General features: G+C 72.3%; 18 protein-coding genes and 1 pseudogene. 11 read left to right on the forward strand and 8 right to left on the reverse strand.

Translation table 11 applies throughout. The features are described 5' to 3' along the window. Positions 1-12 precede the first annotated feature (12 nt). Positions 13-882, forward strand: a complete 870-nt coding sequence (locus AB0G15_RS31115; RefSeq protein ID WP_362846609.1) for a class II glutamine amidotransferase — start codon at positions 13-15, stop codon at positions 880-882. A 281-nt stretch (positions 883-1,163) separates the two neighbouring features. On the opposite strand, the gene AB0G15_RS31120 is transcribed toward AB0G15_RS31115, so the two are convergent. Then, positions 1,164-1,427, reverse strand: a complete 264-nt coding sequence (locus AB0G15_RS31120; RefSeq protein ID WP_362846611.1) for an SAV_915 family protein — start codon at positions 1,425-1,427, stop codon at positions 1,164-1,166. A gap of 717 nt (positions 1,428-2,144) precedes the next feature. Next, positions 2,145-2,306 (reverse strand): hypothetical protein, encoded by a 162-nt coding sequence (locus AB0G15_RS31125; RefSeq protein WP_362846613.1) that lies wholly within the window; start codon positions 2,304-2,306, stop codon positions 2,145-2,147. Between the two features lie 262 nt (positions 2,307-2,568). Between AB0G15_RS31125 and AB0G15_RS31130 the strand changes: the two genes are divergently transcribed. From AB0G15_RS31130 to AB0G15_RS31145, 4 genes are read left to right on the forward strand one after another with little or no spacing between them, the layout of a single operon-like run. Beyond that, a complete protein-coding gene (locus AB0G15_RS31130) occupies positions 2,569-3,336 on the forward strand; it encodes a class I SAM-dependent methyltransferase (RefSeq protein ID WP_362846615.1) in 768 nt (255 codons plus the stop codon). A gap of 1 nt (position 3,337) precedes the next feature. Further along, a complete protein-coding gene (locus tag AB0G15_RS31135; protein WP_362846617.1) occupies positions 3,338-4,222 on the forward strand; it encodes an NAD(P)-binding domain-containing protein in 885 nt (294 codons plus the stop codon). An 8-nt stretch (positions 4,223-4,230) separates the two neighbouring features. Continuing rightward, positions 4,231-7,788 carry an SDR family NAD(P)-dependent oxidoreductase gene (locus tag AB0G15_RS31140; protein WP_362846619.1) on the forward strand — a complete coding sequence of 1,186 codons (3,558 nt, stop codon included), beginning with the start codon at positions 4,231-4,233 and terminating at the stop codon, positions 7,786-7,788. Further along, positions 7,785-8,591 (forward strand): alpha/beta fold hydrolase, encoded by an 807-nt coding sequence (locus tag AB0G15_RS31145; RefSeq protein WP_362846621.1) that lies wholly within the window; start codon positions 7,785-7,787, stop codon positions 8,589-8,591. The genes AB0G15_RS31140 and AB0G15_RS31145 overlap by 4 nt, the downstream gene beginning before the upstream one ends. 299 nt (positions 8,592-8,890) lie before the next feature. Here the strand turns inward: AB0G15_RS31145 and AB0G15_RS31150 are convergent, their stop codons facing one another. Beyond that, a complete protein-coding gene (locus AB0G15_RS31150) occupies positions 8,891-9,889 on the reverse strand; it encodes an SDR family NAD(P)-dependent oxidoreductase (RefSeq protein ID WP_362846623.1) in 999 nt (332 codons plus the stop codon). A gap of 83 nt (positions 9,890-9,972) precedes the next feature. Here AB0G15_RS31150 and AB0G15_RS31155 point away from each other — a divergent pair, with 83 nt between their 5' ends. Together AB0G15_RS31155 and AB0G15_RS31160 are read left to right on the forward strand one after the other, a co-directional pair. Continuing rightward, positions 9,973-10,584, forward strand: a complete 612-nt coding sequence (locus tag AB0G15_RS31155; RefSeq protein WP_362846625.1) for a TetR/AcrR family transcriptional regulator — start codon at positions 9,973-9,975, stop codon at positions 10,582-10,584. Between the two features lie 133 nt (positions 10,585-10,717). Further along, a complete protein-coding gene (locus AB0G15_RS31160; RefSeq protein WP_362846627.1) occupies positions 10,718-11,476 on the forward strand; it encodes a restriction endonuclease in 759 nt (252 codons plus the stop codon). Between the two features lie 153 nt (positions 11,477-11,629). Here the strand turns inward: AB0G15_RS31160 and AB0G15_RS31165 are convergent, their stop codons facing one another. After that, complete coding sequence (locus tag AB0G15_RS31165; protein ID WP_362846629.1) at positions 11,630-12,148, reverse strand: O-acetyl-ADP-ribose deacetylase; 519 nt, start codon at positions 12,146-12,148, stop codon at positions 11,630-11,632. A 391-nt stretch (positions 12,149-12,539) separates the two neighbouring features. Next, positions 12,540-13,322, reverse strand: a complete 783-nt coding sequence (locus tag AB0G15_RS31170; protein ID WP_362846631.1) for a class I SAM-dependent methyltransferase — start codon at positions 13,320-13,322, stop codon at positions 12,540-12,542. Positions 13,323-13,596: 274 nt separating this feature from the next. Here AB0G15_RS31170 and AB0G15_RS31175 point away from each other — a divergent pair. After that, positions 13,597-13,884 (forward strand): annotated as a pseudogene (locus AB0G15_RS31175) (SDR family oxidoreductase); the annotation flags it as partial. A gap of 21 nt (positions 13,885-13,905) precedes the next feature. Here the strand turns inward: AB0G15_RS31175 and AB0G15_RS31180 are convergent. From AB0G15_RS31180 to AB0G15_RS31190, 3 genes are all read right to left on the reverse strand, one after another. Continuing rightward, on the reverse strand, positions 13,906-16,458 hold the full coding sequence (locus AB0G15_RS31180; protein WP_362846633.1) for a PEP/pyruvate-binding domain-containing protein: 2,553 nt from the start codon (positions 16,456-16,458) through the stop codon (positions 13,906-13,908). After that, a complete protein-coding gene (locus tag AB0G15_RS31185; RefSeq protein ID WP_362846635.1) occupies positions 16,455-17,273 on the reverse strand; it encodes a TetR/AcrR family transcriptional regulator in 819 nt (272 codons plus the stop codon). Before AB0G15_RS31185 ends, AB0G15_RS31180 begins: the two co-directional genes overlap by 4 nt. A gap of 249 nt (positions 17,274-17,522) precedes the next feature. Further along, complete coding sequence (locus tag AB0G15_RS31190; RefSeq protein ID WP_362846637.1) at positions 17,523-18,101, reverse strand: ATP-binding protein; 579 nt, start codon at positions 18,099-18,101, stop codon at positions 17,523-17,525. A gap of 198 nt (positions 18,102-18,299) precedes the next feature. Between AB0G15_RS31190 and AB0G15_RS31195 the strand changes: the two genes are divergently transcribed. The 3 genes from AB0G15_RS31195 to AB0G15_RS31205 all read left to right on the forward strand — a co-directional run bounded on the left by AB0G15_RS31195 (position 18,300) and on the right by AB0G15_RS31205 (position 21,240). Then, a complete protein-coding gene (locus tag AB0G15_RS31195; protein WP_362846639.1) occupies positions 18,300-19,670 on the forward strand; it encodes a helix-turn-helix transcriptional regulator in 1,371 nt (456 codons plus the stop codon). Continuing rightward, on the forward strand, positions 19,667-20,575 hold the full coding sequence (locus AB0G15_RS31200; RefSeq protein ID WP_362846641.1) for an aminoglycoside phosphotransferase family protein: 909 nt from the start codon (positions 19,667-19,669) through the stop codon (positions 20,573-20,575). Before AB0G15_RS31195 ends, AB0G15_RS31200 begins: the two co-directional genes overlap by 4 nt. 230 nt (positions 20,576-20,805) lie before the next feature. Next, on the forward strand, positions 20,806-21,240 hold the full coding sequence (locus tag AB0G15_RS31205; protein WP_362846643.1) for a GNAT family N-acetyltransferase: 435 nt from the start codon (positions 20,806-20,808) through the stop codon (positions 21,238-21,240). The last annotated feature ends 349 nt before the right edge of the window (positions 21,241-21,589 follow it).

The following is a 21,589-nucleotide window of genomic DNA, read 5'->3' on the forward strand; positions in this document are numbered from 1 at the left end:
GGAGAGATCGGGATGTGCCGTCTGTTTGGCATGAGCAGCGCGCCTCAGCGTACGTGTGCCACCTTCTGGCTCCTGGACGCGCCGGTCAGCATGAGCGAGCAGAGCCACCGCTACCCCGACGGGACCGGTCTGGGCTACTTCGACGCCGACGGCACCCCGGAGGTGCACAAGACGCCCGTCGCCGCCTACCGGGACCAGTGCTTCGCCGAGGAGGCCAAGGAGACGGAGTCCGCCACCTTCGTGGCCCACGTGCGTTTCGCCTCCACCGGTGGCCTGGAGAAACGCAACACGCATCCCTTCCTGCAGGACGGGCGGCTCTTCGCCCACAACGGGGTGATCGAGGGCCTGGACGAACTCGACGCGGAGCTGGGCGAGTACCGGGATCTGGTCGGGGGGGAGACCGACTCCGAGCGTTTCTTCGCGCTGATCACCCGTGAGATCAGGGCGCACGGCGGCGACGTCGCCGCCGGTATCGAGGCCGCCGCCCGCTGGGTGGCCGAGAACCTGCCCGTCTACGCCCTCAACCTGGTCCTCAGCACCCCGCGGGATCTGTGGGCGCTGCGTTACCCCGAGACCCACCAGTTGTACGTGCTCCAGCGTGCCGCGGGCGGGTGCCGCGGCGGACGGCACCTCGACCAGAGCGGCACCGACGGCCGCATCCGCGTCCGTTCCCGCGATCTGATGGATGTCCCCGCCTTCGTGGTCGCCAGCGAGCACATGGACGACCATCCCGACTGGTGCCCGATGGAGCCCGGCGAGCTGCTCCACATCGGACCGGGCCTCGACCCCACCCGCCGGATCGTGCTGCCCGACGAGCCCGCGCACCGGCTGAGCCTCGCCGACCTGCGCCCCGAGGCCGCCGCCTCGCAGCAGGTCACCTGACGCCGTGCGCGGCGAACCGCCGCCCAGGGACGAGGGGGCACGACATCAGGCCCGGGACCGCCGTTGCGGATGACCGGAGGGACGGGTGAGAAGGAACCCGCGCCACGTCGACGGACTCGCCGCCGGGGCGGACCGTTCCTCCGGCGACGGTGACGGCGACGGCGACGGGCGGCGCGGGGGTGTGCCGGCGGTTCCGGCCGTCGGGCGGTGTTCCGGTACGCCTTCCGTCGCGGAGGTGGTGGAGGCGGTCCGGTATTCCAGGTCCTGCGTGAGAGCGCACATCACGCGGCCCGCGGGGACGTCTGCGGAGCCGTCGTCCCGGAGGGGTCGATCACGATGCCGGTGACGTCCAGATCTTCGATCATGCGCCGGAGCGCGGGCTCGGTGAGCCGGATCCAGCGCTGGCCGGCGCCGAGCACCTTGGCCAGGCGCATCGGCGAGGAGAAGGCGGCCGCCGTCCTCCTGCCCGAATCGGTCCTGAACAGCCGCAGCGACATGCTGAAGGCGCCTTCACGGACCGGCACGTATAACGGGACTTCCGACATTGCTTCCTCCTGATGAGAAGTCGTACGAAAACGACGTTATCTCCGTTCTGGTGGATTTTGGTGTTATCTCTACGTGATTCAGACGGGGGGCGCCGGAAGCGTTGACGCCGCGTTGACGCGCGGCGCGCCGCTGCCGGGGCGTGCGGGAGGGCGTCGCCTTCGGCCGGGGCCCGTCCGGGAGACGGCCCGCCGCCCTGCTGCGCCGCCGGCCGTTCCGCCGTCCCCGGCCCGGTCCTCGCCGTTCTGCCGGGTCGGGCGACCCGGTGCGGAACGTGTCGCGTACCGGGTCGCCCGGCGCGGTGGGCGGGGAATCCCCGTGCCCGTCGTCGGTGGTGTGGATCCGCCCGGTCGGTGGTGTGGCTCTGTCCGGGAGGGGCTCGCGAACCGGAAGATGTGTAGGCCTATCAGGCGATCAAATATGAACTGTTGTGATTTTTCGTGAACGTCCGGACGGTATGTGTTCCGAGGCTTCAGGGATCCCTCTTTCCCCGGTTTCTCGTTGTCGCGCCACGGGTGTTCCGGCCGCGGAGGCCTGTTGCGACACGAGCGGAGCCAGGAAGCGGCCGTCGACGCCGGACGCTTTTCATCCGATCCAGGTCGGCGGTTCTCCCGTGGGGGATTTCTTTGTTCTGTGGCCAAACCCGTTGGTTCCGCAGCGGGCCCGCTACCTTTGCCGTCAGGCCGGAGCGGGGCCGGCGCGACCGGCCGGTTCTCGTGTCAGGAATGCCCGTGGACCGGAAAAGGAAAGGCCGGTTGGAGGAGACCCTCTTTAGGCTTGGTTTGCTCGGGAATGGCTTTATGGCGAAAGGGGGCGACGTCCATGTTGATGTCGGTGGAAACGTTGACCTTGTCTGGCGAGAAACCAATATTCAGGGTCATCGACGGGATCGGCGCCCGCTGCTAGTGTTTCGCCCAACCGACGGATTCGCCCAACCGACGGATTCGCCTAACCGGCGATGTGCGCCTATCGGGATAAATCGCATTTATCTGCTTGAGCCGGGTTGAGTCTGGTTAAAGGGGGTGTCTCATTTCTGGTCTGGATGGTGACGACTCCGAATCCCGGACAGGCGCGGGAAACGTCAGGACCGGCCCCTCGTCGTCCTCGAAGATCGAGTCGACCTACAACGAGCTCACGGCACTGGTGAGCGGGATCGCGGGGCCCGACCGGCACTACGGCTTCTGGGCGGGTCCCCGGGACGTCGCGCCGATCCTGGAGGCCACCGAGCGGATGACCGACTTCGTGGTGGCCAGGCTGGGGGTGGGGCAGGGCTCCCGGGTGCTGGACGTGGGCTGTGGTGACGGCCGCCCGGCCGTGCGCCTGGCCCGGACCCTGGGCGCGCGGGTCGTGGCGATCGACGTCGACCGGGAGGCACTGCGCGACGGAGCCGAGCACGCCGCGGCGCAGGGCGTGGCGGAGATGGTGCGGTTCCGGCACGTCGACGCGATGGACCTGCCGTTCGCCGACGCCTCGTTCGACGCGGTGCTGGCCTTCGAGGTCACCCCGAACCTCGACGTCGAGGCCTTCTACCGGAGCGTCGCCAGGGTCCTGTGCCCGGGGGGCCGCCTGGTGGTCGAGACGCCTTACCTGCGGGTTCCGATGACCGAGAAGGTCCGCGAGCGCGTCGGCCCCCACCTGGCCAGGCTGGACGCCGTGTCGCTCGACGCGCCGGAAGACCACCTGGCGGCGGCGCGGCGGGCCGGGATGGCCGCCACGGAACTCGTCGACATCACCGAGGACGTGCGTGACTCCCTCTCCAGACTCGCGCGCGGGCCGCGGGAGCGCAGGGCACGGCTGGAGGCCGGCCGCGGGACGCCCGGCACCGCGCGGCCGCCCGCGGCCTTCGCCGCGTGGGCGGACGCCGCCGAGATCGGCGGGGTGGTCATGACCTTCACCAGGACGGAGCACTGACATGACGGATGTGACGGTCATCGGGGCCGGGGTGGTCGGTTCCGCGATCGTCCGGGCCTGCGTCGACTCGGGCCTGGAGGTCTCGGTCTGGAACCGTACGCCGGAACGTTCGCAGAGGCTCGCGGGACGGGACGTCCACCTCCACGCGACGGCCGCCGAGGCGATCGAGGCCTCCCCGATCGTGCTGCTGTGCCTTCTCGACTACGAGATCACCCACGCGGTCCTCGACGAGACCGCGGCCGACCTCTCCGGCAGGCTCGTCGTCCAGCACGCCAGCGGCATCCCCGACGACGTCGCCCCCCTGCGGAAGCGGGTGGAGGCCGCGGGAGGCAGATACCTGGAGGCCGCGATCCTCAACTACCCGGACGCCATCGGCACCGAAGACTGCTTCACCGTCTACGGCGGGGCGGCCGAGGACTTCAAGGAGCTGGCGGGCGTGACAGAGGCGCTGTCCGGCAAGCAGGTGCGCCTGGGCCCCGACCCCGGTTACGCCAAGGCCTACCACGTCGTCTCCAGCGCCTTCTATTACGCCTTCGTCAGCGGTTTCCTCGAATGCTCGGCCATCGCGGAGAGTATGAGAGTCCCCCTCAACGACTTCGCGGAGTCCGTGCCGCTCTACGACCCCGGTTTCCAGAACACGATCGGTGTCGGTCTCGGTCTCATCGCGCGCCGTGACTACACCTTCGAGCAGGCTCCGCTCACCTCGCACCTGGCCGTCCTCAACAACCTGGCGGGCGTCGCGGAGCGGGCGGGGATCGACCAGTCCTACCTCGTTGTGATGCGCGAGCGCGTGCTGAGGGCGATGGAGCAGGGTTACCGGCGCGAGCACGTGGCGGTGCTCACCGAACAGTTCCGCAGCCGCCGAGCGGCCATCCATGACCGCTGAGGGGAAGCATGCACGGGTTTGAACCGGCCAACGGCGAGCCACCTGACGGCTCCGACGGCTCCGACGGCTCCGACGGCCCCGACGGCCCCGACGGCCTTGACGGCCTTGACGGCCTTGACGGCCTTGACGGCCTTGACGGCCTTGACGGCCTTGACGGCCACGACGGCCTTGACGGCCCCGATGGCTTCGGCGGCTCCGACGATCTTGACGGTCCTGACGGCTCCGGCGGCCCCGATGGCTTCGGCGGCCTTGACGGCTCCGGTGAGAACGGTGGGACCGGCGGCGTCGCGAGGCCCGGTTCCCCGAGGCCGGGCACTCCCGGTCTTCCCGACCCGGGCGTCCCCGGCCCCGGGATTCCCGGCCCCGGGGTTCCCGGCCCTGGAATCCCCGGTCCGGGCGTCCCCGGCCCCGGGAGTCCCGATCCCGGCCCCCGGGGTCCCGGCATGCCCGATCCCGGCGCTCCCGACCTCGGGATTCCGGGTGCGGGCACCGCGGCCGCCGGCATCGCCTGCCGCCTTCCCCGCGCACCCGTCCCCGCCGTTCGTACGGGTGGCGACGTGGTGTTCATGTTCCCCGGCGGGGGGACGTGGTATCCCGGGATGGGCCGCGAGCTCTACCGCGACGAACCGGTCTTCCGCGCGGTCGTGGACGAGTGCCTGGACCTGCTGCCCGGCCGCTCCGCCGAGCGGCTGCACGCCCTGTGGGCGGCCGCGGCACCGGCTCTCCAGGGCGTGGCACCGATCCTCCAGGGGGTGGCACCGGCCCTCCAGGGCGCGGCACCGGTCCTCCGTGGCGCGGCACCGGCCTTCCCGGACGAGGCCGGCGGGATCGGTGTGCCCCCGGACGGGGCGGCGGGGGAGGAGACCGGGAAGGCCGATCCCTCGCAGACGCTGCCGGCCGTGTTCGTCATGGAGATGGCACTCGCCCGGCTCCTCATGGCACGGGGGGTGAGCCCTTCCCTGCTGATGGGGAGCGGCCTCGGCGAGTACGCCGCGGCCTGTGTCGCGGGCGTCATGTCGCTGCGCGACGCCCTCGCCGTCGTGGCCAGGCGCGGAGAGCTCCTGGCCGCCCTGCGCGACGGGGCGACGCTTGCGGTTCCGGCCTCCGAGCGGGAGGTCGAGCCCTTCCTCGGGGAGGGAGTGTGCCTGTCGGCGGTCAACGGGCCGGCGTCCTGCGTGCTCGCCGGTCCCGCCGCCCACGTCGCCGAGGTCAGGGAACTCCTGGACCGGCGCGGGATCGCCTGCCGCCTCCTGCCGCTCGGCACCGCCGCGCACTCGGCCCTGGTCGATCCCGTGATCGACGAGTTCCGCGACTTCCTCGGCGGTGTCCCGCTGCGCCGCCCCTCGCTGCGCCTCGTTTCCGGCGTGACGGGGACCGGCGACGCCGACTTCGCCGATCCCGAGTACTGGGTCACCCACCTGCGGGCGACGGTCCGCTTCGACGCCGGGCTCGGCCACGTCCTGGCCGGTGGTCCGAAGATCCTCGTCGAGGTGGGACCGGGCACGACCCTGACCACGATGGCCCGGGCGCGAGCGGGTACGGACTCCGTCGTCGTCAACGTGACCCGCCATCCGGCGGAGGAGCGAACCGACGGGGAGGTGCTGCTCGGCGCGCTGGCCCGGCTGCGGGAGGCGGGCGTCGAGGCCGACCTGCCCTCCCCGGGGCCGGAGCCGCGGCTCAGGCCGCCCGTGCCGCCCCACCCCTTCGCGCCGACCGTCGTCGACCCGCTGATCCGGCAGACCACCGTTTCCCCGCCGGACCGGCCGCGCGTCGCGGATCCCGCCGTCACCGGGCGGGAACGCTCGTCCGGCGGCCTGTACGGGATCACCTGGAAACGGGCCGTGGAGGTGCCCCCGGCCGATCCCGGCCCCACCGCGCGGGGACACCGCTGGATCCTGCTCTCCGACTCGTCACCCCTCGCCGAGGCGATCACCGCGAGGCTGGAGGAGTACGGGGCCCCGGCCGTCGTCGTCACCCCGGGGCGCGCGTTCCACCACGCGGCCCGGGACCGGATCACGATCGACCCCCGGTGCGGGGAGGACTACGAGCAGCTCCTGAAGACGGTGGAGGGTGACGCGGACGGGCCGTCGCGGATCGTCTGCCTCTGGGGAGCGACGCTGCCCGCACAGGTGTGCCCGCCGCTGGGCCACGTCACCGGCCTGGCCCGTGCCCTGAGCGGCCGGCCGGAGAGCGATCTCTGCCTTGTCACCCGGGGAGCCCTGGAGATCACCGGAGGCGAGCGGCTCGACCCGCGGGCGGCCCTCACGGTCGGAGCCGCCGGGCCGCTCCGCCACGAGCTGACCGGCACACGCGTCCGGCTCGTGGACCTGGACCCCGGCGACGACGGAGACCACGGGATCCGGGCCGGGGAGCTCCTGGCCGAGCTCTGCCGCCCGCCGTACGGGGACCCGGTCGGTTTGAGGGCGGGGCACCGCTGGCTGCGCGGGTTCGAGCCGCTGGACGTGGCGCCCGGCACGTACGGGAGTCCTTCGGTGCGCCGGGGCGGGACCTACGTGATCACCGGGGGGACGGGCGGGATCGGGCTGCGGCTGGCCGGGCACCTCGCGGCCACCCACTCGGCGCGGCTCGTCCTGATCGGGCGCGAGGCACCCGGGACGTTCCCGCCGTACGGTCCCGGCAGGCAGGGGGGTCATCCCGACGGTTCGGACGGTCCCGGAGGGGCCGGCGCCTTCGAGAGTTTCGAGAGCTCCGAGGGGGCCGCGGGTTTCCGGGGGGAGAACGGCCCGGGAGGGTTCGACGGCTCCGGCTCCGGTGGCGGGGAGGGTGCGGCGCTGAGGACCCTTCTCGCGGAGCGGGGAGACGACGTGCTGGTGCGCGGTGCCGATGTCGCCGACGCCCGGCGCCTCAGGGAGGTCCTCGAAGAGGCGCGGTCACGGTTCGGCGAGATCCACGGGGTGATCCACGCCGCGGGCGGGCCGGGGGAGGGCATGGCGGAGTCCCTGACCGAGGAGGGCGTCGCCGCCGCCCTGCGGGCCAAGACCGAGGGGACCGCCACCCTGGTCTCGGTCCTGCGGGAGGTGGGCGCGCTTCCCGATTTCGTGGTGCTGTTCTCCTCGCTGGCGTCGTTCTCCGGGGGACCGGGGCTCACCTGCCACGGGGCCGCCGGCGCCTTCCTCGACACGTTCGCCCTCGGCGCGCGGCGCGACGGCGGAGGCGTACCGGTGCTGTCGATCGACTGGGACCGGTGGAACGGCGTGGGAACGGCCCGTGACACGGAACGCAGCCACCGCGAGCTTCCCGGAGAGAGCCTCCCCGGAGGGCTGAGCCCCGAGGAGGGGCCGGTGTTCTTCGAGATGTGCCTGGCCGCCCTTTCGCTGGGTCAGGTCGTCGTCTCCTCCCGCCCGCCGGGGGACGCGGACCCCACCCGGCGGCCCCCGGCGCCGGACGCCCGGCCACAGCCCCTCCGCCCGCGTCACCTCGCCGGGACCCCGGCGGCGGGCGGGGGGTCCAGCGAGTACGGAGACGCGACCCCCCGGGCCGGGGGCGAGGGAGAACCGGAGGCGGCCGGCCCGTACGCGGCCCCGGGAAGGAACGACCTCCCGTGACCGAGACGATCCCGGCCGACTCCCGCGTGTGGCTGCGCAGGCAGTGCCCGCTCGCCGAGCCTCGCGCGCGCCTCGTCTGCTTCCCCCACGCCGGGGGTGCCCCGATGTCCTACCACGGGTGGCAGGACCGGTTGCCCGCCGACGTCGAGCTCTCCGCCGTGTGCTATCCCGGCAGGCAGAACCGCGTCAACGAGCGGCCGATCGACCGGATGGAAACCCTCGTCGACCACGTCTGCCGGGCACTGGTGACCCTGGCGGACCGGCCGCTCGCCCTGTTCGGGCACGGCATGGGCGCCGTGGTCGCGTACGAGGTCGCGGTCAGGCTCGCCGGACGGTACCGGATCTCCCCGGCGGCGCTGCTGGTGTCCGCGCACGCGGCGCCGCACCTGTGCGCGGACGACGCGAGAAGGATCCCCGTCGGCGACCGCCAGCTCGCCGAGCAGGCCGCCGCCGCGAATCCGACGCTCCTGCGCTTCCCGGAACTGATGGACCTGGCGATGATCGCGCTGCGGGCCGACCACGATCTCCTGCACGCCTACCGGCCCGCGTTCACCCCGCTGGTCACCGCTCCCGTCACCGCCTACCTGGGGACGGACGATCCGCGTGTGAGCCACGGGGAGATGCGTGCCTGGAGCCGCGTCGCGGGCTCCGGGTTCGAGCTGCGGACCTTTCCCGGAGGCCGCCTCTGCCCGACGGACGCGGAGGCGGACCTCGTCGCCGACATCGCGGAGCGCCTCGCGGACGTCGGGGACGTCGGCCAGGTGTTCCGCGAGGACTCGCCCGCTCCTTCACGGCACGCGTGAGGTTCCCGGCGCGCGCGGAAGAGATGTCACGATCGCGATCGGCGACAGCCCGGCCGGTCCGCTCCTCGTCGGCCGTCCGAGCACCTGTGCCTTCGACCCGGCCGACGAGTTCGCGCGGTTCCAGGCCGAGGGACCGAGGGGCCGAGGGGTGAGGGGTCAAGGGACCGAGGGACCGAGAGGCCGAGGGGCCGGCGGTCCGTGGCACCCTCTCGACCGGGGTGAGCGCGTGGACGGTCATGCCGGGGCGAGGAGAGGGCGGCAGCGGGCGGTGGGACCGGTGGCGGGTCCTCCGATGCCGGTCATCCGGGTGTGCCGCCGGAACGGGCTCCCTGATCGAGGAGGGCGTTGACCATCTGCTGGAGCTGCGTACGCCCGGTGGGACCGAGGGCGCCGCCGAGGGCGTCGGCGAGTTTCTCGAAGGGGTCGTCCACCGGCAGCTCCCTCATCCGCTCGGCGAGTTCGTCGACCGTCCACAGGCCGTCCTTGTGGATGTGCGCGCCACGTGACCATCCGTGGTCGACCGTGACCGATCCGCCCCGGACGGAGAGCACCTGACCGGTGAGCGGACACGCCGCAGTGGCCAGGTAGGCGGCGACGGGCGCGCTGGTGGAGGGGTGCAGCGGGTCGAACCGTCCTGCCGGCGGCTCCTCGCGCATACCGGGGACCTGGAGGGTGAGCCGGGTGCGTGCCATGGAGGGTGAGACGCAGTTGACCCGCACGCCGTACCGGCCGAGTTCGAGAGCTCCGACGATGGTCATGGCCGCGACTCCGGCGTTCCCCGCGGCGTAGGAGGCCTGCGTGGGCAACGGGTTGAACAGGCCCGAGCCCGAGGAGGTGTTGACGACGGCGCGGTCGACGCGGTCGCCGGCCTCGAACCGTTCGCGCCAGTGACGGGCCGCCCAGCGAGCGACCGCGAACGTGCCTTTCAGCTTCACGGCGATGACGTCGTCGAACTCCTCCTCGGTCAGGTCGGCCATTCCGCGGTTTCGTTCGATGGTCGCGTTGTTGACGACGACGTGGAGGTCGCCGAAGGCCCGCAGGGCCGCGTCCACCATGCGCCGGGCGCCTTGCCAGTCGGCGACGCTGTCGGTGTTGGCGACCGCCTGCCCGCCGCGGGCGACGATCTCCTCGACCACCGCGGCCGCCACCCCGGCGTCGCCACCCGTGCCGTCGACGGCGACGCCGGGGTCGTTGACGACGACCCTGGCGCCCTCGGCCGCGAAGAACAACGCCTCTTCCCGCCCGATGCCGCGCCCGCCGCCGGTGATGAGGACGACGCGTCCGTCCAGGCTTCCCACGTGCACCACTCCCTCTCAATCAATACACTCGATGCATTAATACATTGCATGAAGCGATGCATGGAATGCAATAGGCTGGGATCATGACGGAGAGCCCGGGGTTGCGGGAGCGTAAGAAGCGGCGCACACGGCAGGCACTGATCGAGGCGGCGGTCCGCCTGTTCGAGCGGAAGGGGTTCGAACACGTCACGGTGGCCGAGATCGCCGAGGCCGCGGAGGTGTCCACCCGTACGTTCTTCCTGCACTTCCAGACGAAGGAGGACGTGCTCTTCGCCAACGCCGACGTGCGGATCGACCTGGCGCTGCAGGCGGTCGCCGAGCGCCGCGCCGAGGAGCGATTTCCCGAGGTCCTCGTACGGGCGATGGAACAGATGATCGCCAATAGCTGGGACAGCGATCTGACCAGCGGGCTCGCGGCACTCCGGGTCCGCCTGGCCGAGTCGGCGCCGGTGTTGCAGGCACGCTTGTCGCAGCTGTACGTCACCGCGCAGACCGAGCTGGCCCGGGCGCTGCACCAGGCGTATCCGGACGAGCTGGACCCGATTGCCGCCGCTGCCCTGGTGGGCGCGATGGTCGGCGCGGTGAGCGCGGCGACGCTGGCCAGCCTTCGGCGCGGCGACTCGCCCGAAGGGGTGCGGAACGCGATGCGGCAGGCCGTGGACCTGGTCGTGTGCTGCCATCACCGGGCGAACTGAGGCGCCGTCGCCCGGCTCCTCTCCGCGTTCGCCGGCCGCCCCGAAGCACGTCGCCGTGGAAACTGTCGGTGCCCGTTGTCAGAGTCGGCAGGGTCAGCGGCAACGTTCCACCCTCGTCCCCCGGAGGTGCGCGATGGCACGGCGACGGACACCCGCCAAGGCGGTACGACGGCGGGCGCCCGGCGGACGAAGACCGCGCGGGCGCGAGGGCGGCGGCGACCGGTCGCTGTGGGCGGTCGCGGCCGGGGGCCTCTTCGCGGCCGCCGTGTGGCTCGTCGACGTCGTCGTCGCCAACTGGCCGCTGGTGATCGGCGGCACGATCGTGCTGATCGCGGGTCTGGCAGGGGCGCTCCTGCTCCGCCGTCGGGTGATCGAGGCCCGGGAGCGGGAATGGCTGGAGGACAACGCGCGCCTCGAACGCGTCGACCGCATGACCGGTGACCGGTTCGAAGCCCTCGTCGAGGCCCTGCTGCGGCGCGAGGGCTTCCGCGGGGTGCGCAGGATCGGCGGCAGCGGTGACGGCGGCGTCGACGTCGTCGCGACCGCGCCCGGCGGCGAACACTTCGTCGTCCAGTGCAAGCGCTGGGGCACCTCGGTGGGATCGCCCCAGATCCGCGACCTTCTCGGCGCGCTCCACGCCTATCCCGGCCACCGTGGCGTGCTCGTCACCTCGGCGACCTTCACGGCTCCGGCCAGGGAGTGCGCGGCGGGCACCGGCCTGACGCTGATCGACCGCGCGCTGCTCGCCGCCTGGTTCGCCGGGTCCTTCACCCTCGCCTCGCGGGCACGCCGCGGGACCGGTCGGCGGTTCCTGCCGGGACGCCGTCCCGCGACGCCCTGTCCGGACGGCGACACGGGCCTGGAGGGAGCGCTCGGCGACGAACCGGCCTGACGACCGGGGCGTCCGCCGGTGCGCGCCGACGTACTGCGGGATACATCGGGATATGTCGGAATACTGCAGGGCCGGTACGCGCCGGGAGGCGGCGACCGGCGAGCCTTCCGGCGCGCCGGTGTCGCGTCCCGGGTCCGTTCGGCCGGGGGCGGCTCACGATCCCGCGGTGTCGAGGGCCTTCTCGAAGGCCGCGTAGGCCTCCGGGGTGAACAGGACGAACCGCAGGTCCTTCACCTGTGTCGGAGCGGCCCGCACGGTATCGACGGCGGTACGGGCGGCGCCGTCCATCGGCCAGCCGTAGACTCCCGCCGACACGGCGGGAAAGGCGACGCTGGTGGCGCCGAGCTCGTCGGCGACGCGGAGGGATTCGCGGTAGCAGGAGGCCAGCAGGTGCGTGCGGTCCTCGGTGAGGGAGTGGACGGGGCCGACGGTGTGGATGACCCAGCGGGCCGGGAGGTCTCCCGCGGTGGTGGCCACGGCCCGCCCGGTGGGGAGTCCCCTGCCGTACCGGGAGGCGCGCAGGTCCCGGCATTCGGCGAGGATGGCGGGGCCGCCGCGCCGGTGGATGGCCCCGTCGACCCCGCCGCCGCCCAGAAGCGAGGAGTTGGCGGCGTTGACGACGGCGTCGACGTCCTGCGTGGTGATGTCCCCATGGACCAGCGTGATCCTCATGAGCCATGGCCTTCCTCGGTGGTTCGTCTTCTCGTACCGGGTCCTTCCCCGGTTTCCCGCGCTCTGACGTGTTCCCCGGCGTTCCGCCCCGGACATGCGGCGGTTCCGTCCCTCGCCGTTTCGCCCCGACACACGGCGGTTCCGTCCCTCGCCGTTCCAGGACGTCGCCGCCGCGCCACGTGACGGGCCGCTTCGCCGGTCCGGGCGTCGTACGCCGGAGAGCGCGTCACCCGCGCCTGAGCCGCGATCGCCCCCACCGCCCGCCGCCGGAAGACCGGAAAACCCGGAAAGGAACCGATTTCCGGAGGCGGGCGGTGGGGGCTGTCTCAGACGCGGGTCAGGACGCGGTGCCCGGGGTCCGGCTCGTGCCGGGAGCCCGCGTGGCCGGTGCTCACGCTCCCGCCGGGGGCGGACCTTCCGCCCGGCGCGCGGTGAGCAGCAACCGTCCGGCGCCGATCTCGAAGGGCGAGCCGTCAGGCCCGCCGAACCGTTCGACGCCGGTGAACCCGCCGTCGGTGAGGATCTGGCCCAGGTGGGCGCTGGTGTAGACGTGGTGGATCGCGGTGACCTCGAGCTCCTCCGCGCCCCGGGTGAAACGGTATCCACTGATCAGGCGGCTGCGGGCGACGTCGTACCCTGTCGTCGCCGTGACGGTGATGTCGCCCGTCCGCATCTGGCGTGGTTCGCCCTGGTAGCCGGGCAGGACGGACTCGGCCGTCGCGTTGAAGTCGATCACCAGCCCCCCGCCCGGCCGGACCGCGTCCGCCAGCGCGGCGACGAACTCGCGGGTCTCCTCGGGTTCGAGGTAGCCGAAGCTGTTGCCCATGCAGACGGCGGCGTCGAACGAGCCGTCACGCGGGATGTCCCGCATGTCGGCGATGCCGAGATCGACGTCGAGCCCGGCGTCGGCGGCGGCCCGCCGGGCGTGCCCGATGGCCTCGGCCGAGATGTCCACCCCGGTCAGGCGGTGGCCGCGTGCGGCGAGGGCCAGCGTGTGCCTGCCGCTGCCGCAGGGCACGTCGAGGATGCGGGCCCGGGGGCGCAGGCCGAGGTGACGTTCGACGAAGTCGACGTCCGCCTCGGTGGATTCCGGCGTCGCCGCGCGCCGCCAGAACTCGTTGGGAAGTTCGGTGAAGAAGTTCGTATACCAGGTGGATGAGATGTCGTGTGACAAGGGAAAGCTCCAACGGTGTCGTGCGTCAACATGATCGCGACATCACCGGGGCACCACGGGAGAAGGCCGATCGCCACTCAGGCACCACTGGGGCGTCTCAGGCGTCGGTCTCGATCGTCACCGCGCCGGAACGGCCGGTGCGATGCGGTGGCCCGGTGTCAGATCCCGGGCAGCCATGGCTTCCTCCACATTCGTCGCCGGACCTCGCCCGGCGGATTTCCGTCAACGCTAACAGAGCGGGCCGTCTCGCACCGCTGATTTTTCCGCCGCGCTCGACTACGCCGACCAGCGGATCCGGGTCAACGTCGTGGCCCCGGGGCCGATCCTCACCCACCACCTCAGGGCCGCGGGCGAGGAGGCTCAACGCATGGCAGGTCTCGCCACCCCCATGCGCCGCGTCGGCCGGGCCGAGGAGGTCGCCGACGCCGTCGTGTGGCCCTGCTCCGACCGGGCGTCCTTCATCACCGGGGTGGTCCTGCCCATCGACGGCGGCCAGTACGCCGGCAACAAGCCCCCGCGGATGTACCGCGAGGGCCGGTCCGTGCGGCCCCAGAGCCCGTGACCCGGTGCGCGGGCCGGGGAATCATCGCTCCAGCAGCTCGACCGTGCCGCGCTCGCCGTCGACCCTGATCCGGTCGCCGTCGCGCAGGCGCATGGTCGCGTTGCCGGTACCGACCACGGCCGGGATACCGAGCTCGCGGGCGACGATCGAGGCGTGTGACAGGGGGGCGCCCATGTCGGTCACCACGGCGGCGGCGCGGGGGAACATCGGCGTCCAGCCGATGTTGGTCAGCGTCGTCACGAGGATCTCGCCGGGGGCGAGCCTGTCACCGTCCTCGGGACCTGCGATGACGCGGACCACGCCCTCGACGACGCCCGGCGCTCCTGGGAAGCCGGTCACGGTGTCGCTCACCGGGGCGCCGCCGCCCCTGGCGTCGAAGATGTCCCCGCGCCGTCCGGGATCGGCGGCCCAGCGCTCCGGGTCGAACCGGCCGACGATCAGCGTGGGATAGGCGGGCAGGGCCGCGTACCGCTCGTACGTCGCCCGCCGGACCGCCACCTTCGCCGTCGGGGCGTCGTCGCCGCGCAGGACGGCGAGGATCTCCTGGATCGACAGGAAGAACAGGTCCTCACCGTGGCCGGTGAGTTCCCCGGCCCGCAGGACGAAGGAGCGCAACGCCCAGAAGGCGCGGATCACCTCCGAGCGGGCCGACTCCCGGTCACGGACGATCGCGTTCCACCGCGCCACCCGCAGGCGCGTCCCGGCCACCTTGCGGGGGTAACGCTCCCCGAAGTGCCTCCAGGCCGCCTCGCGCGCCTCCCGCTGGCGGTCGAGCAGCGCACCGGTGTGCCCGCGGCTCTCGGCAACGGCCGCGAGCTGCGCGTCGATCCACCGCGGGTCCTCACCCGGCCGGGGGATGGAGACCTCGAACTCGTGCGCGCCCCGATGCCCGTAGAGGCGGGCGAACGTCTCCCTGTCGATCTCCTTGGCGGCGAGCCTCTCCAGGCCGACGATCGTCCCGAGGCTGGCGAGCTCCCCGTCGGCGTTGGCGCCGGTGAGTATGGCCTCGGCGTCCCTCTCGCCCACCATCTCGCGCAGCCTGGCGCGGGTCATGACCAGGGTGTTGCCGCCCTGCCGCCCGGCGGCCTCCAAGGTCTGGCAGGCCTCGACGAAGTACGGGAGCAGCTCGGCCTCCCACAGCCCGGCCAGCTCGCCCGGGGTCGCGGTGACGGCGATCCGCCCGCGCAGCTCCTCGCATCGCCGTCGCGTCGTGGCGAGGAAACCGGGCATCCTCCGGGTGTTGGCCGCGATCCGCCTGCGCAGGGTGAAGGCGAGCGGCAGCACGCTTTTGACGATCCGCCATCGTGAGGCGGGCAGCAGCGGCACGTCCAGGTCGCGCGGCAGCCTGCCGAAGACCTGCTCGACCGCGCCGAGCCGCCTGCGCATGCCCAGGGCGCGCGCCACCGAGAACACGACGCTCAGGTTCATGTAGAAACGGCCGCCGATGTTGCCGACCATGTTGAAGCCCGGCAGTGCCGACGTCGACATCGCCTCCCCGATGAAGATCTGGACAAGTGACCACGTGCACGGCGTCATCACGTCGGGGATGGCCTCGCCGAGGTTGGCGCCGGTCCACAGGTAGTCGCCGGTCAGGCTGTCGTTCCACTCCTCGACCTGCTGCCTGAGGCGGGTGATCGGGCGGGCCTGCACGACGAGGAACGTCCCCTCGCGCCTGACCCACTCCACGTCCATGGGCGTCCCGTACAGATCCTCGATCTCCGTCGCGAGCCGCGCGAGCCGGACGACCTGGGCCGGGTCGAGCACGGCCCGGCGGCGCAGGTCCTCGGGCACGGGTTCCTCGCGCGTACCGCCGGGGGTGCGCACCGTCATCACGGTCTTGTCGCCGACGTGTTCCTCGACGATGTCGCCGATGCCGGTGTTCCCGGTGTTCCCGCCTTTTCCGCCGCCGGTTCTGGCGACGGTGACGGTGTCGGGTGTCACCTGCCCGCCGACGACGGCCTCGCCCAGGCCCCACGAGGCGTTGATCACTATCTGGTCGCGCGCGCCGGTGACCGGGTTCGCGGTGAACAGGATGCCCGCGGCGTCGGCGGCCACCAGTTCCTGGACCACCACGGCCAGCGTCACGTCGTCCTGCGGCACGCCGTTCGCGGCCCGGTAGGCGATGGCGCGCGCGGTCCACAGCGAGGCCCAGCAGCGCCGGACCGCGTCCAGCAGGCCGTCGCCCCGGATGTTGAGGTAGGTGTCCTGCTGCCCGGCGAACGACATGTCGGGGAGGTCCTCCGCGGTGGCCGACGAGCGTACGGCGACCGGCACGTCCTCGCCGAGCCTCGCGTGGGCCGCGCGGATCTCGGCGGCGGTCTCCGCCGGTATCTCCCGGCCGGAGAACAGCGCCGCGATCCGCATCGACGCCTGCTCCGGGGGCATGCCGGAGACGGCCTCCATGATCTGGTCGTGCAGGCCGTCGCGCGAGACGAAGTCTCGGTAGGCGTCCGTGGTGACGTGGAAACCGCCGGGAACCGGCAGGCCCGCGCGGGCCAGCCGGGCCAGCGAGGCTCCCTTGCCGCCCGCCAGCGCGAGGTCGGCCGCTTCGTCGTCCAGGGGGAGGGTCTTCACCGCGTGTTCTCCTCGAACTTCTCTGACTTCCCTGACTCTCCGGACTCCCCGGACTTCTCCGGCTCCCCGTCTTCCTCTTCCTCGAGGCCGAGGGAGACGCGCAGTTTTCGCTGCGCGGCCTCCACGGTGGCGTCGACGTACTCCAGGGTGGCCCGCGTCACCACCCGGGTGACGTCGGCGGGAAGCGGGCCCGAGGTCTCCGTCGCGCTGCCGCCGGCGTCGGCGATCAGCTCCGCCAGCCGCTCGTCGGACGGCCTGTACCCGCCCGGCATCATCGGCGAGACGAGCAGGAACCCGTACAGGACGGAGACGAGCATGGTCACGTGCTCGGCGGGCGACAGGTCGCTCCGCAGCGCGCCGTGCTCCCGCAGCGTGCCGAGGTAGGCCTGGAAGTCGCCGCCCAGTTCGGCGCCGGCCGTGCCGTCCCGCTTCTGGCGCGTGAGCCTGCCCAGCACCTCCGAGTCGCCCAGGATGCTCGCCCGCATCAGGGGCCTGCCCAGAACCTCCGAGGCGAGCGACCTGAGCAGGTCGCGGAGGGTGGCCGGACCGTCCCCGAGCCGCCGCCGCACCTCGGTGATCATCTCGACCCGCTCGCGGCGCACCAGCGCGGCGAACAACTCCTCGCGCGTCTTCCAGTGCAGGTAGATCGTGCCCTTGGCGACCCCGGTCCGCCGGGCGATGTCCTCGACGGTCGTCTTGTCGTATCCCCAGCGCAGGACGAGGTCGGCGGCGGTGTCGAGGATGCGGTGCGCCCGCGCGAGCCGGTGCGAGGCGTCCTGCGGCGGTCGGCCCGCCTTCCTGCTTTCCCGCTTCACGGTCCCCACCGTTTCCCGTAAATTTGACCAGATGTCCTCATATGGTCATTTAATTAATACCACATCGCAGGGGGACGGCGATGCGGGGATGGTGTGAGACGGGGGCGCGAAGACGGTGCCGGCGGGCGGTGGCCGCGCGTACGTCCGAGGGCGCGGAGGCGGTGCCCGGAGGTGTGTCCAGGGGAGTGCGGAGGCGGTGCCGGCGGGCGGTGGCCGCGCGTATGCCCAGGGGGCGCGGGGGCGTGAGGGTTACGTCCGGGGGCGGTGCGCGGGCAGGTCGAACCAGACGCCGGTCCCGATCTGCCCGGTGCCGCACAGCCGTGTCCAGCGCGCCCCGCAGCGGCCCGCGGTGAACTCGTCGACGATCCGCAGGCCCCGCCCGCCGAGCTCCAGATCGTCCACGCGGCAGGGGGCGGTGAACGGGCGGTGCAGCAGGCGTTCGATCAGCGGGACCCCGCCACCGGCGTCGGCCACCTCGGCCCTGATCGGCAGGTCGTCGTCGTGCAGGATGCGAAGCTCGTACGGGCCCGGGGCGTAGCTGCTGGCGTTGGTGGCCAGTTCGGTGACCACGACCTCCAGCTCGGCCACCTCGTGGGCGGCGAAAGGCGGCCGGGACAGCAGGTCGCGGAGCAGCTTGCGGGCGCGGCGGGCGGCGTCGCCCTGCGGAAGGCACCAGGCGGTCATCCGGAAGCGGCCGTGGATCTTGCCGTGCACGCCGAAGTCCAGAGCCTGAGCGCGCTCGGTGAGCATCGTCGCTCCTATCGCGTAGGGCACCAGGGGCACGGTGTCGCCGGGGTTTCCGGCCGCTCGCTGGTCTGAATTACCCATGGTGCGGGACAAGACCGATATACGGAGAGTCGCAGGACCAATACTGTCCGCAGATCGGTTCGGCGATAGGCGAGGCCGATCACCTTGCATGATCGGTCATACCGATACGGCTTCGGCGGTGCCGGGTCGCCGGTTACCTTGGCGTCAAGGGAACCCGTCAAGGCAACCCGTCAGGGGAATTCGGCCGGGAAGGTCGGCATGAACGTCAGCAGTGGGAACGCGCAGGAAATCGACCCCGCGCTCTGGGAACGCCCGCAGATGCGCCAGGCTCTGGCCGCCCGCGACATGGCCACCGTATACCGGTTACTCCAGCGGATCGGGGTCTCCCAGCGTCACATCGCCGCCCTCACCGCCCAGTCCCAGTCGGAGATCTCCGAGATCCTCAAGGGCCGCCAGGTGATGGCGTACGAGGTGCTCGGCCGGATCGCCGACGGTCTGGGAATCCCGCGCGGCTACATGGGGCTGGCCTACGACGCCTCCTCCACGGCGCTGGCCGGGACGGCGGCGGCCGACCACCGCGACGACCCCGGCGAGGACGAGCAGGTGCGCCGCCTGCTCGCGCACGCCGCGCAGGTGACCATCGGCGCGACGGTCGGGGACGCCGAGGAGTGGGCCGAGCCGCTGACGCCCACGGAGACTCCCGTCCCGTACCGCATCGGCATGGCCGACGTCGAGCAGATCGAGGCGGTGACCCGCACGCTGCGCGCCCTGGACTACCGGCACGGGGGCGGTGTCTGCCGCGACGCGGTGGTGGCGCAGCTGACCTGGTCGCAGCGGCTGCTGCGGGCCACGTGCCCGGAGTCGGTCACCCTGCGGCTGCACCAGGCGCTGGCCGACCAGCACAACCTCGCGGGCTGGACCTCCTTCGACGTCGGCCTGTACGGGGCGGCGAGAGGTCACCTGGCCCGCGCGCTGGAGCAGGCCAAGTACGCGAGGAACTCCTCGCTCGCGGCCAACGTCCTGTACCGGATGGGACGCGTCCACCTCCACTGCGACCGTATCCTGGACGCGCTGCGGTTCTTCCAGCTCGGGCAGATCTGCGCGCAGGACGCCAGCTGCGAGCGGACCGTGGCGATGCTCTTCGCCAACGAGGCGTGGGCCTACGCGCTGCTGGGCGACAACGACCTCGCCCTCAAGTCGATCAACAGGGCGAGCGACGAGCTGGCCCGCGCCCGCGACCGCGAGTCACCCGCCTGGGTGAGCTTCTTCGGCACCGCCGACCTCGACGCCACGAGCGGCATGGTCCACGCCGACCTCGCCGTGACCCACCTCGACAGCCACCTCGGCATCGCCGAGCGGTTCCTCACCGACGCGCTCGGGCAGCGTGACCCGAGCATGGCCAGGAGCAGGGCCTTCGAGCTGACGGCCCTCGCGACGGTGCAGCTCAGAGCCGGCGACATGACCTCGGGGCTCGCCAACGGCGACGAGGCCGTCACCCTGGCGACCGAGATCCGTTCGGCGAGGATCATCGACCGCCTCGCGCCGCTGCAGGCCGTCGCCATGATGCGGGCGCACAGCGGCGACGCGCAGGACCTCGCCCGGCGGATCTCGGCGGTGCGCGCCGCATGACGATGACCACCGACCACGCCGGCGGGCTCACCCGCGACCGGCTCCACTCGCTGCTGGCGACGGTCTGCGCCCGGGCGGGGCTCGTACCCGGCGACGCCGAGCTGATCAAATTCACCAACAACGCCGTCTTCCGCCTGCGGCGGGCGCCCGTCGTGGTGCGGGTCGCCGGATCCTCGGCCGCCCGCTCCCGCGTGCCGACGGTGGTGCGGGTCGCCCGCTGGCTGGCCGACCACGACTTCCCCGCGGTGCGGCTGCTGCCCGGCTGCGAGCAGCCGCTCCAGGTGGAGGGCCACCTGGTCACCCTGTGGGAGAACACCCCCGAGGTGGGGCCGCGCCCTGGCGGCGGCGACCTGGCCGCCATGCTCAGGCGGCTTCACACGCTCGCGGACCCGCCGGTGGACCTGCCGGAGTGGGCCCCGATGACCGAGGTCCGCCAGCGGCTCGACGAGCCGGAGGACCTGCCCCCGGGCGACCACGCCTTCCTGCTCGACGAGTGCGACGAGGTCGAGGAGCGGCTCGCCGCACTCGACTACGTGCTCCCCGCAGGGGTCATCCACGGCGACGTGTTCATGGGCAACGTCATCGCCGGTCCCGCCGGGCCGGTGCTGTGCGACTTCGACAGTACGGCGATCGGCCCGCGCGAGTGGGACCTGGCTCCCGTCGCGGTCGGACGCCTGCGGATGGACTATCCCTGGGACGAGCACACTCCGCTCGCCGAGGGCTACGGCTTCGACGTCACCCGCTGGCCGGGCTTCCCGGTCCTGCGCCGCCTGCGCGAGCTGAAACTGGTCACCAGCGTCGTGCCCGTCCTGCGCAGCAACCCAGGCATCCGGCCGCAGTGGGAACACCGCATGCGCAGTTTCAGGTCCCGCGACCAGACGGTCAGGTGGCAGCCGTACCGGTGAACGGTGACCGGGCCCGGCGGAAACCGCGAACGGCCCCGGGGACACCGGGGCCGTCGCCGGTCAGGAAGATCTCGGGGACGTGGTCCGGAGGGACGGGGAGTGGCGGCCGACCGTCAGGGGGACGGCAAGCGGTGGCAGGTTGTCGGGAAGCGACACCCGGTCAACGTTCGGGGTGGTTCCCACGGGGGACATAGGGGCTGAACTCCCGATCGTCGCTCGGAGGACATCGCATGCTCAGGATCGGCAAGCTCACCTCTTCGGACCGCCCCCAATGGGAAACCCTGTTCCGCGGTTACAACGACTTCTACGAGCGCACGCTCACGCCCCAGCTGTACGACCGCGCCTGGGACGAGTTCCGGGAGGACGTCCGGATGCACGCCCTCGGCGCGAAGCTCAACGGCGAGCTGGTCGGCATCGCGCACTTCCTCATCCACTCCAGCACCACGGCGCTGGACGTGTGCTACCTGCAGGACCTGTTCACCGCGCCGCAGGCCCGGGGCAGGGGGGCGGGGCGGGCGCTGATCGAGGAGGTGGCCGAGTGGGCGCGCGCCCGCGACTGCAGCAGGGTCTACTGGTCCACCCAGGAGACGAACACCGCCGCCCGGCGGCTCTACGACAAGGTCGGCGTGAACAGGGGATTCATCCTCTACCAGATCGACCTCTAACCATTGGGCGGAACAGCCGGGGATCGTTCCCCGGCCGGGTCGCCCGACGATCCGGTTCGCCCTCGTCCCGGCGTCACGGGTTCCGTCAGGCGACCTGGGTCACCGGACCGGGCTCGGCTCGACCGGATCTGGACCGGTCGGACCCGGACCGGTGCCGCTGGGGCACCGGTCACCGGTCTCACGCGGAGATGCGGTCGGTGCTGTCCGATCGTTGGCGGTCGTGGGCTTGCTGGAGTTCGGTGTTGATGCGCAGAGCCTCGGCGAGCTGGTCTTCCAGGATGATGATGCGGCAGGCCGCCTCCAGGGCGGTGCCCTGGTCGACCAGCTCGCGGGCGCGGGCGGCCAGGCG

Source organism: Streptosporangium sp. NPDC023825, assembly GCF_040639575.1.
Lineage (GTDB): Bacteria > Actinomycetota > Actinomycetes > Streptosporangiales > Streptosporangiaceae > Streptosporangium.

What these genes read in the sequence shown, in the direction of transcription:
- AB0G15_RS31115 (WP_362846609.1), top strand. Translation starts at nt 13, where the DNA reads ATGTGCCGTCTGTTTGGCATGAGCAGCGCGCCTCAGCGTACGTGTGCC.
- AB0G15_RS31120 (WP_362846611.1), bottom strand. Translation starts at nt 1,427, where the DNA reads ATGTCGGAAGTCCCGTTATACGTGCCGGTCCGTGAAGGCGCCTTCAGC.
- AB0G15_RS31125 (WP_362846613.1), bottom strand. Translation starts at nt 2,306, where the DNA reads ATGACCCTGAATATTGGTTTCTCGCCAGACAAGGTCAACGTTTCCACC.
- AB0G15_RS31135 (WP_362846617.1), top strand. Translation starts at nt 3,338, where the DNA reads ATGACGGATGTGACGGTCATCGGGGCCGGGGTGGTCGGTTCCGCGATC.
- AB0G15_RS31140 (WP_362846619.1), top strand. Translation starts at nt 4,231, where the DNA reads ATGCACGGGTTTGAACCGGCCAACGGCGAGCCACCTGACGGCTCCGAC.
- AB0G15_RS31155 (WP_362846625.1), top strand. Translation starts at nt 9,973, where the DNA reads ATGACGGAGAGCCCGGGGTTGCGGGAGCGTAAGAAGCGGCGCACACGG.
- AB0G15_RS31160 (WP_362846627.1), top strand. Translation starts at nt 10,718, where the DNA reads ATGGCACGGCGACGGACACCCGCCAAGGCGGTACGACGGCGGGCGCCC.
- AB0G15_RS31165 (WP_362846629.1), bottom strand. Translation starts at nt 12,148, where the DNA reads ATGAGGATCACGCTGGTCCATGGGGACATCACCACGCAGGACGTCGAC.
- AB0G15_RS31190 (WP_362846637.1), bottom strand. Translation starts at nt 18,101, where the DNA reads ATGGGTAATTCAGACCAGCGAGCGGCCGGAAACCCCGGCGACACCGTG.
- AB0G15_RS31195 (WP_362846639.1), top strand. Translation starts at nt 18,300, where the DNA reads ATGAACGTCAGCAGTGGGAACGCGCAGGAAATCGACCCCGCGCTCTGG.
- AB0G15_RS31200 (WP_362846641.1), top strand. Translation starts at nt 19,667, where the DNA reads ATGACGATGACCACCGACCACGCCGGCGGGCTCACCCGCGACCGGCTC.
- AB0G15_RS31205 (WP_362846643.1), top strand. Translation starts at nt 20,806, where the DNA reads ATGCTCAGGATCGGCAAGCTCACCTCTTCGGACCGCCCCCAATGGGAA.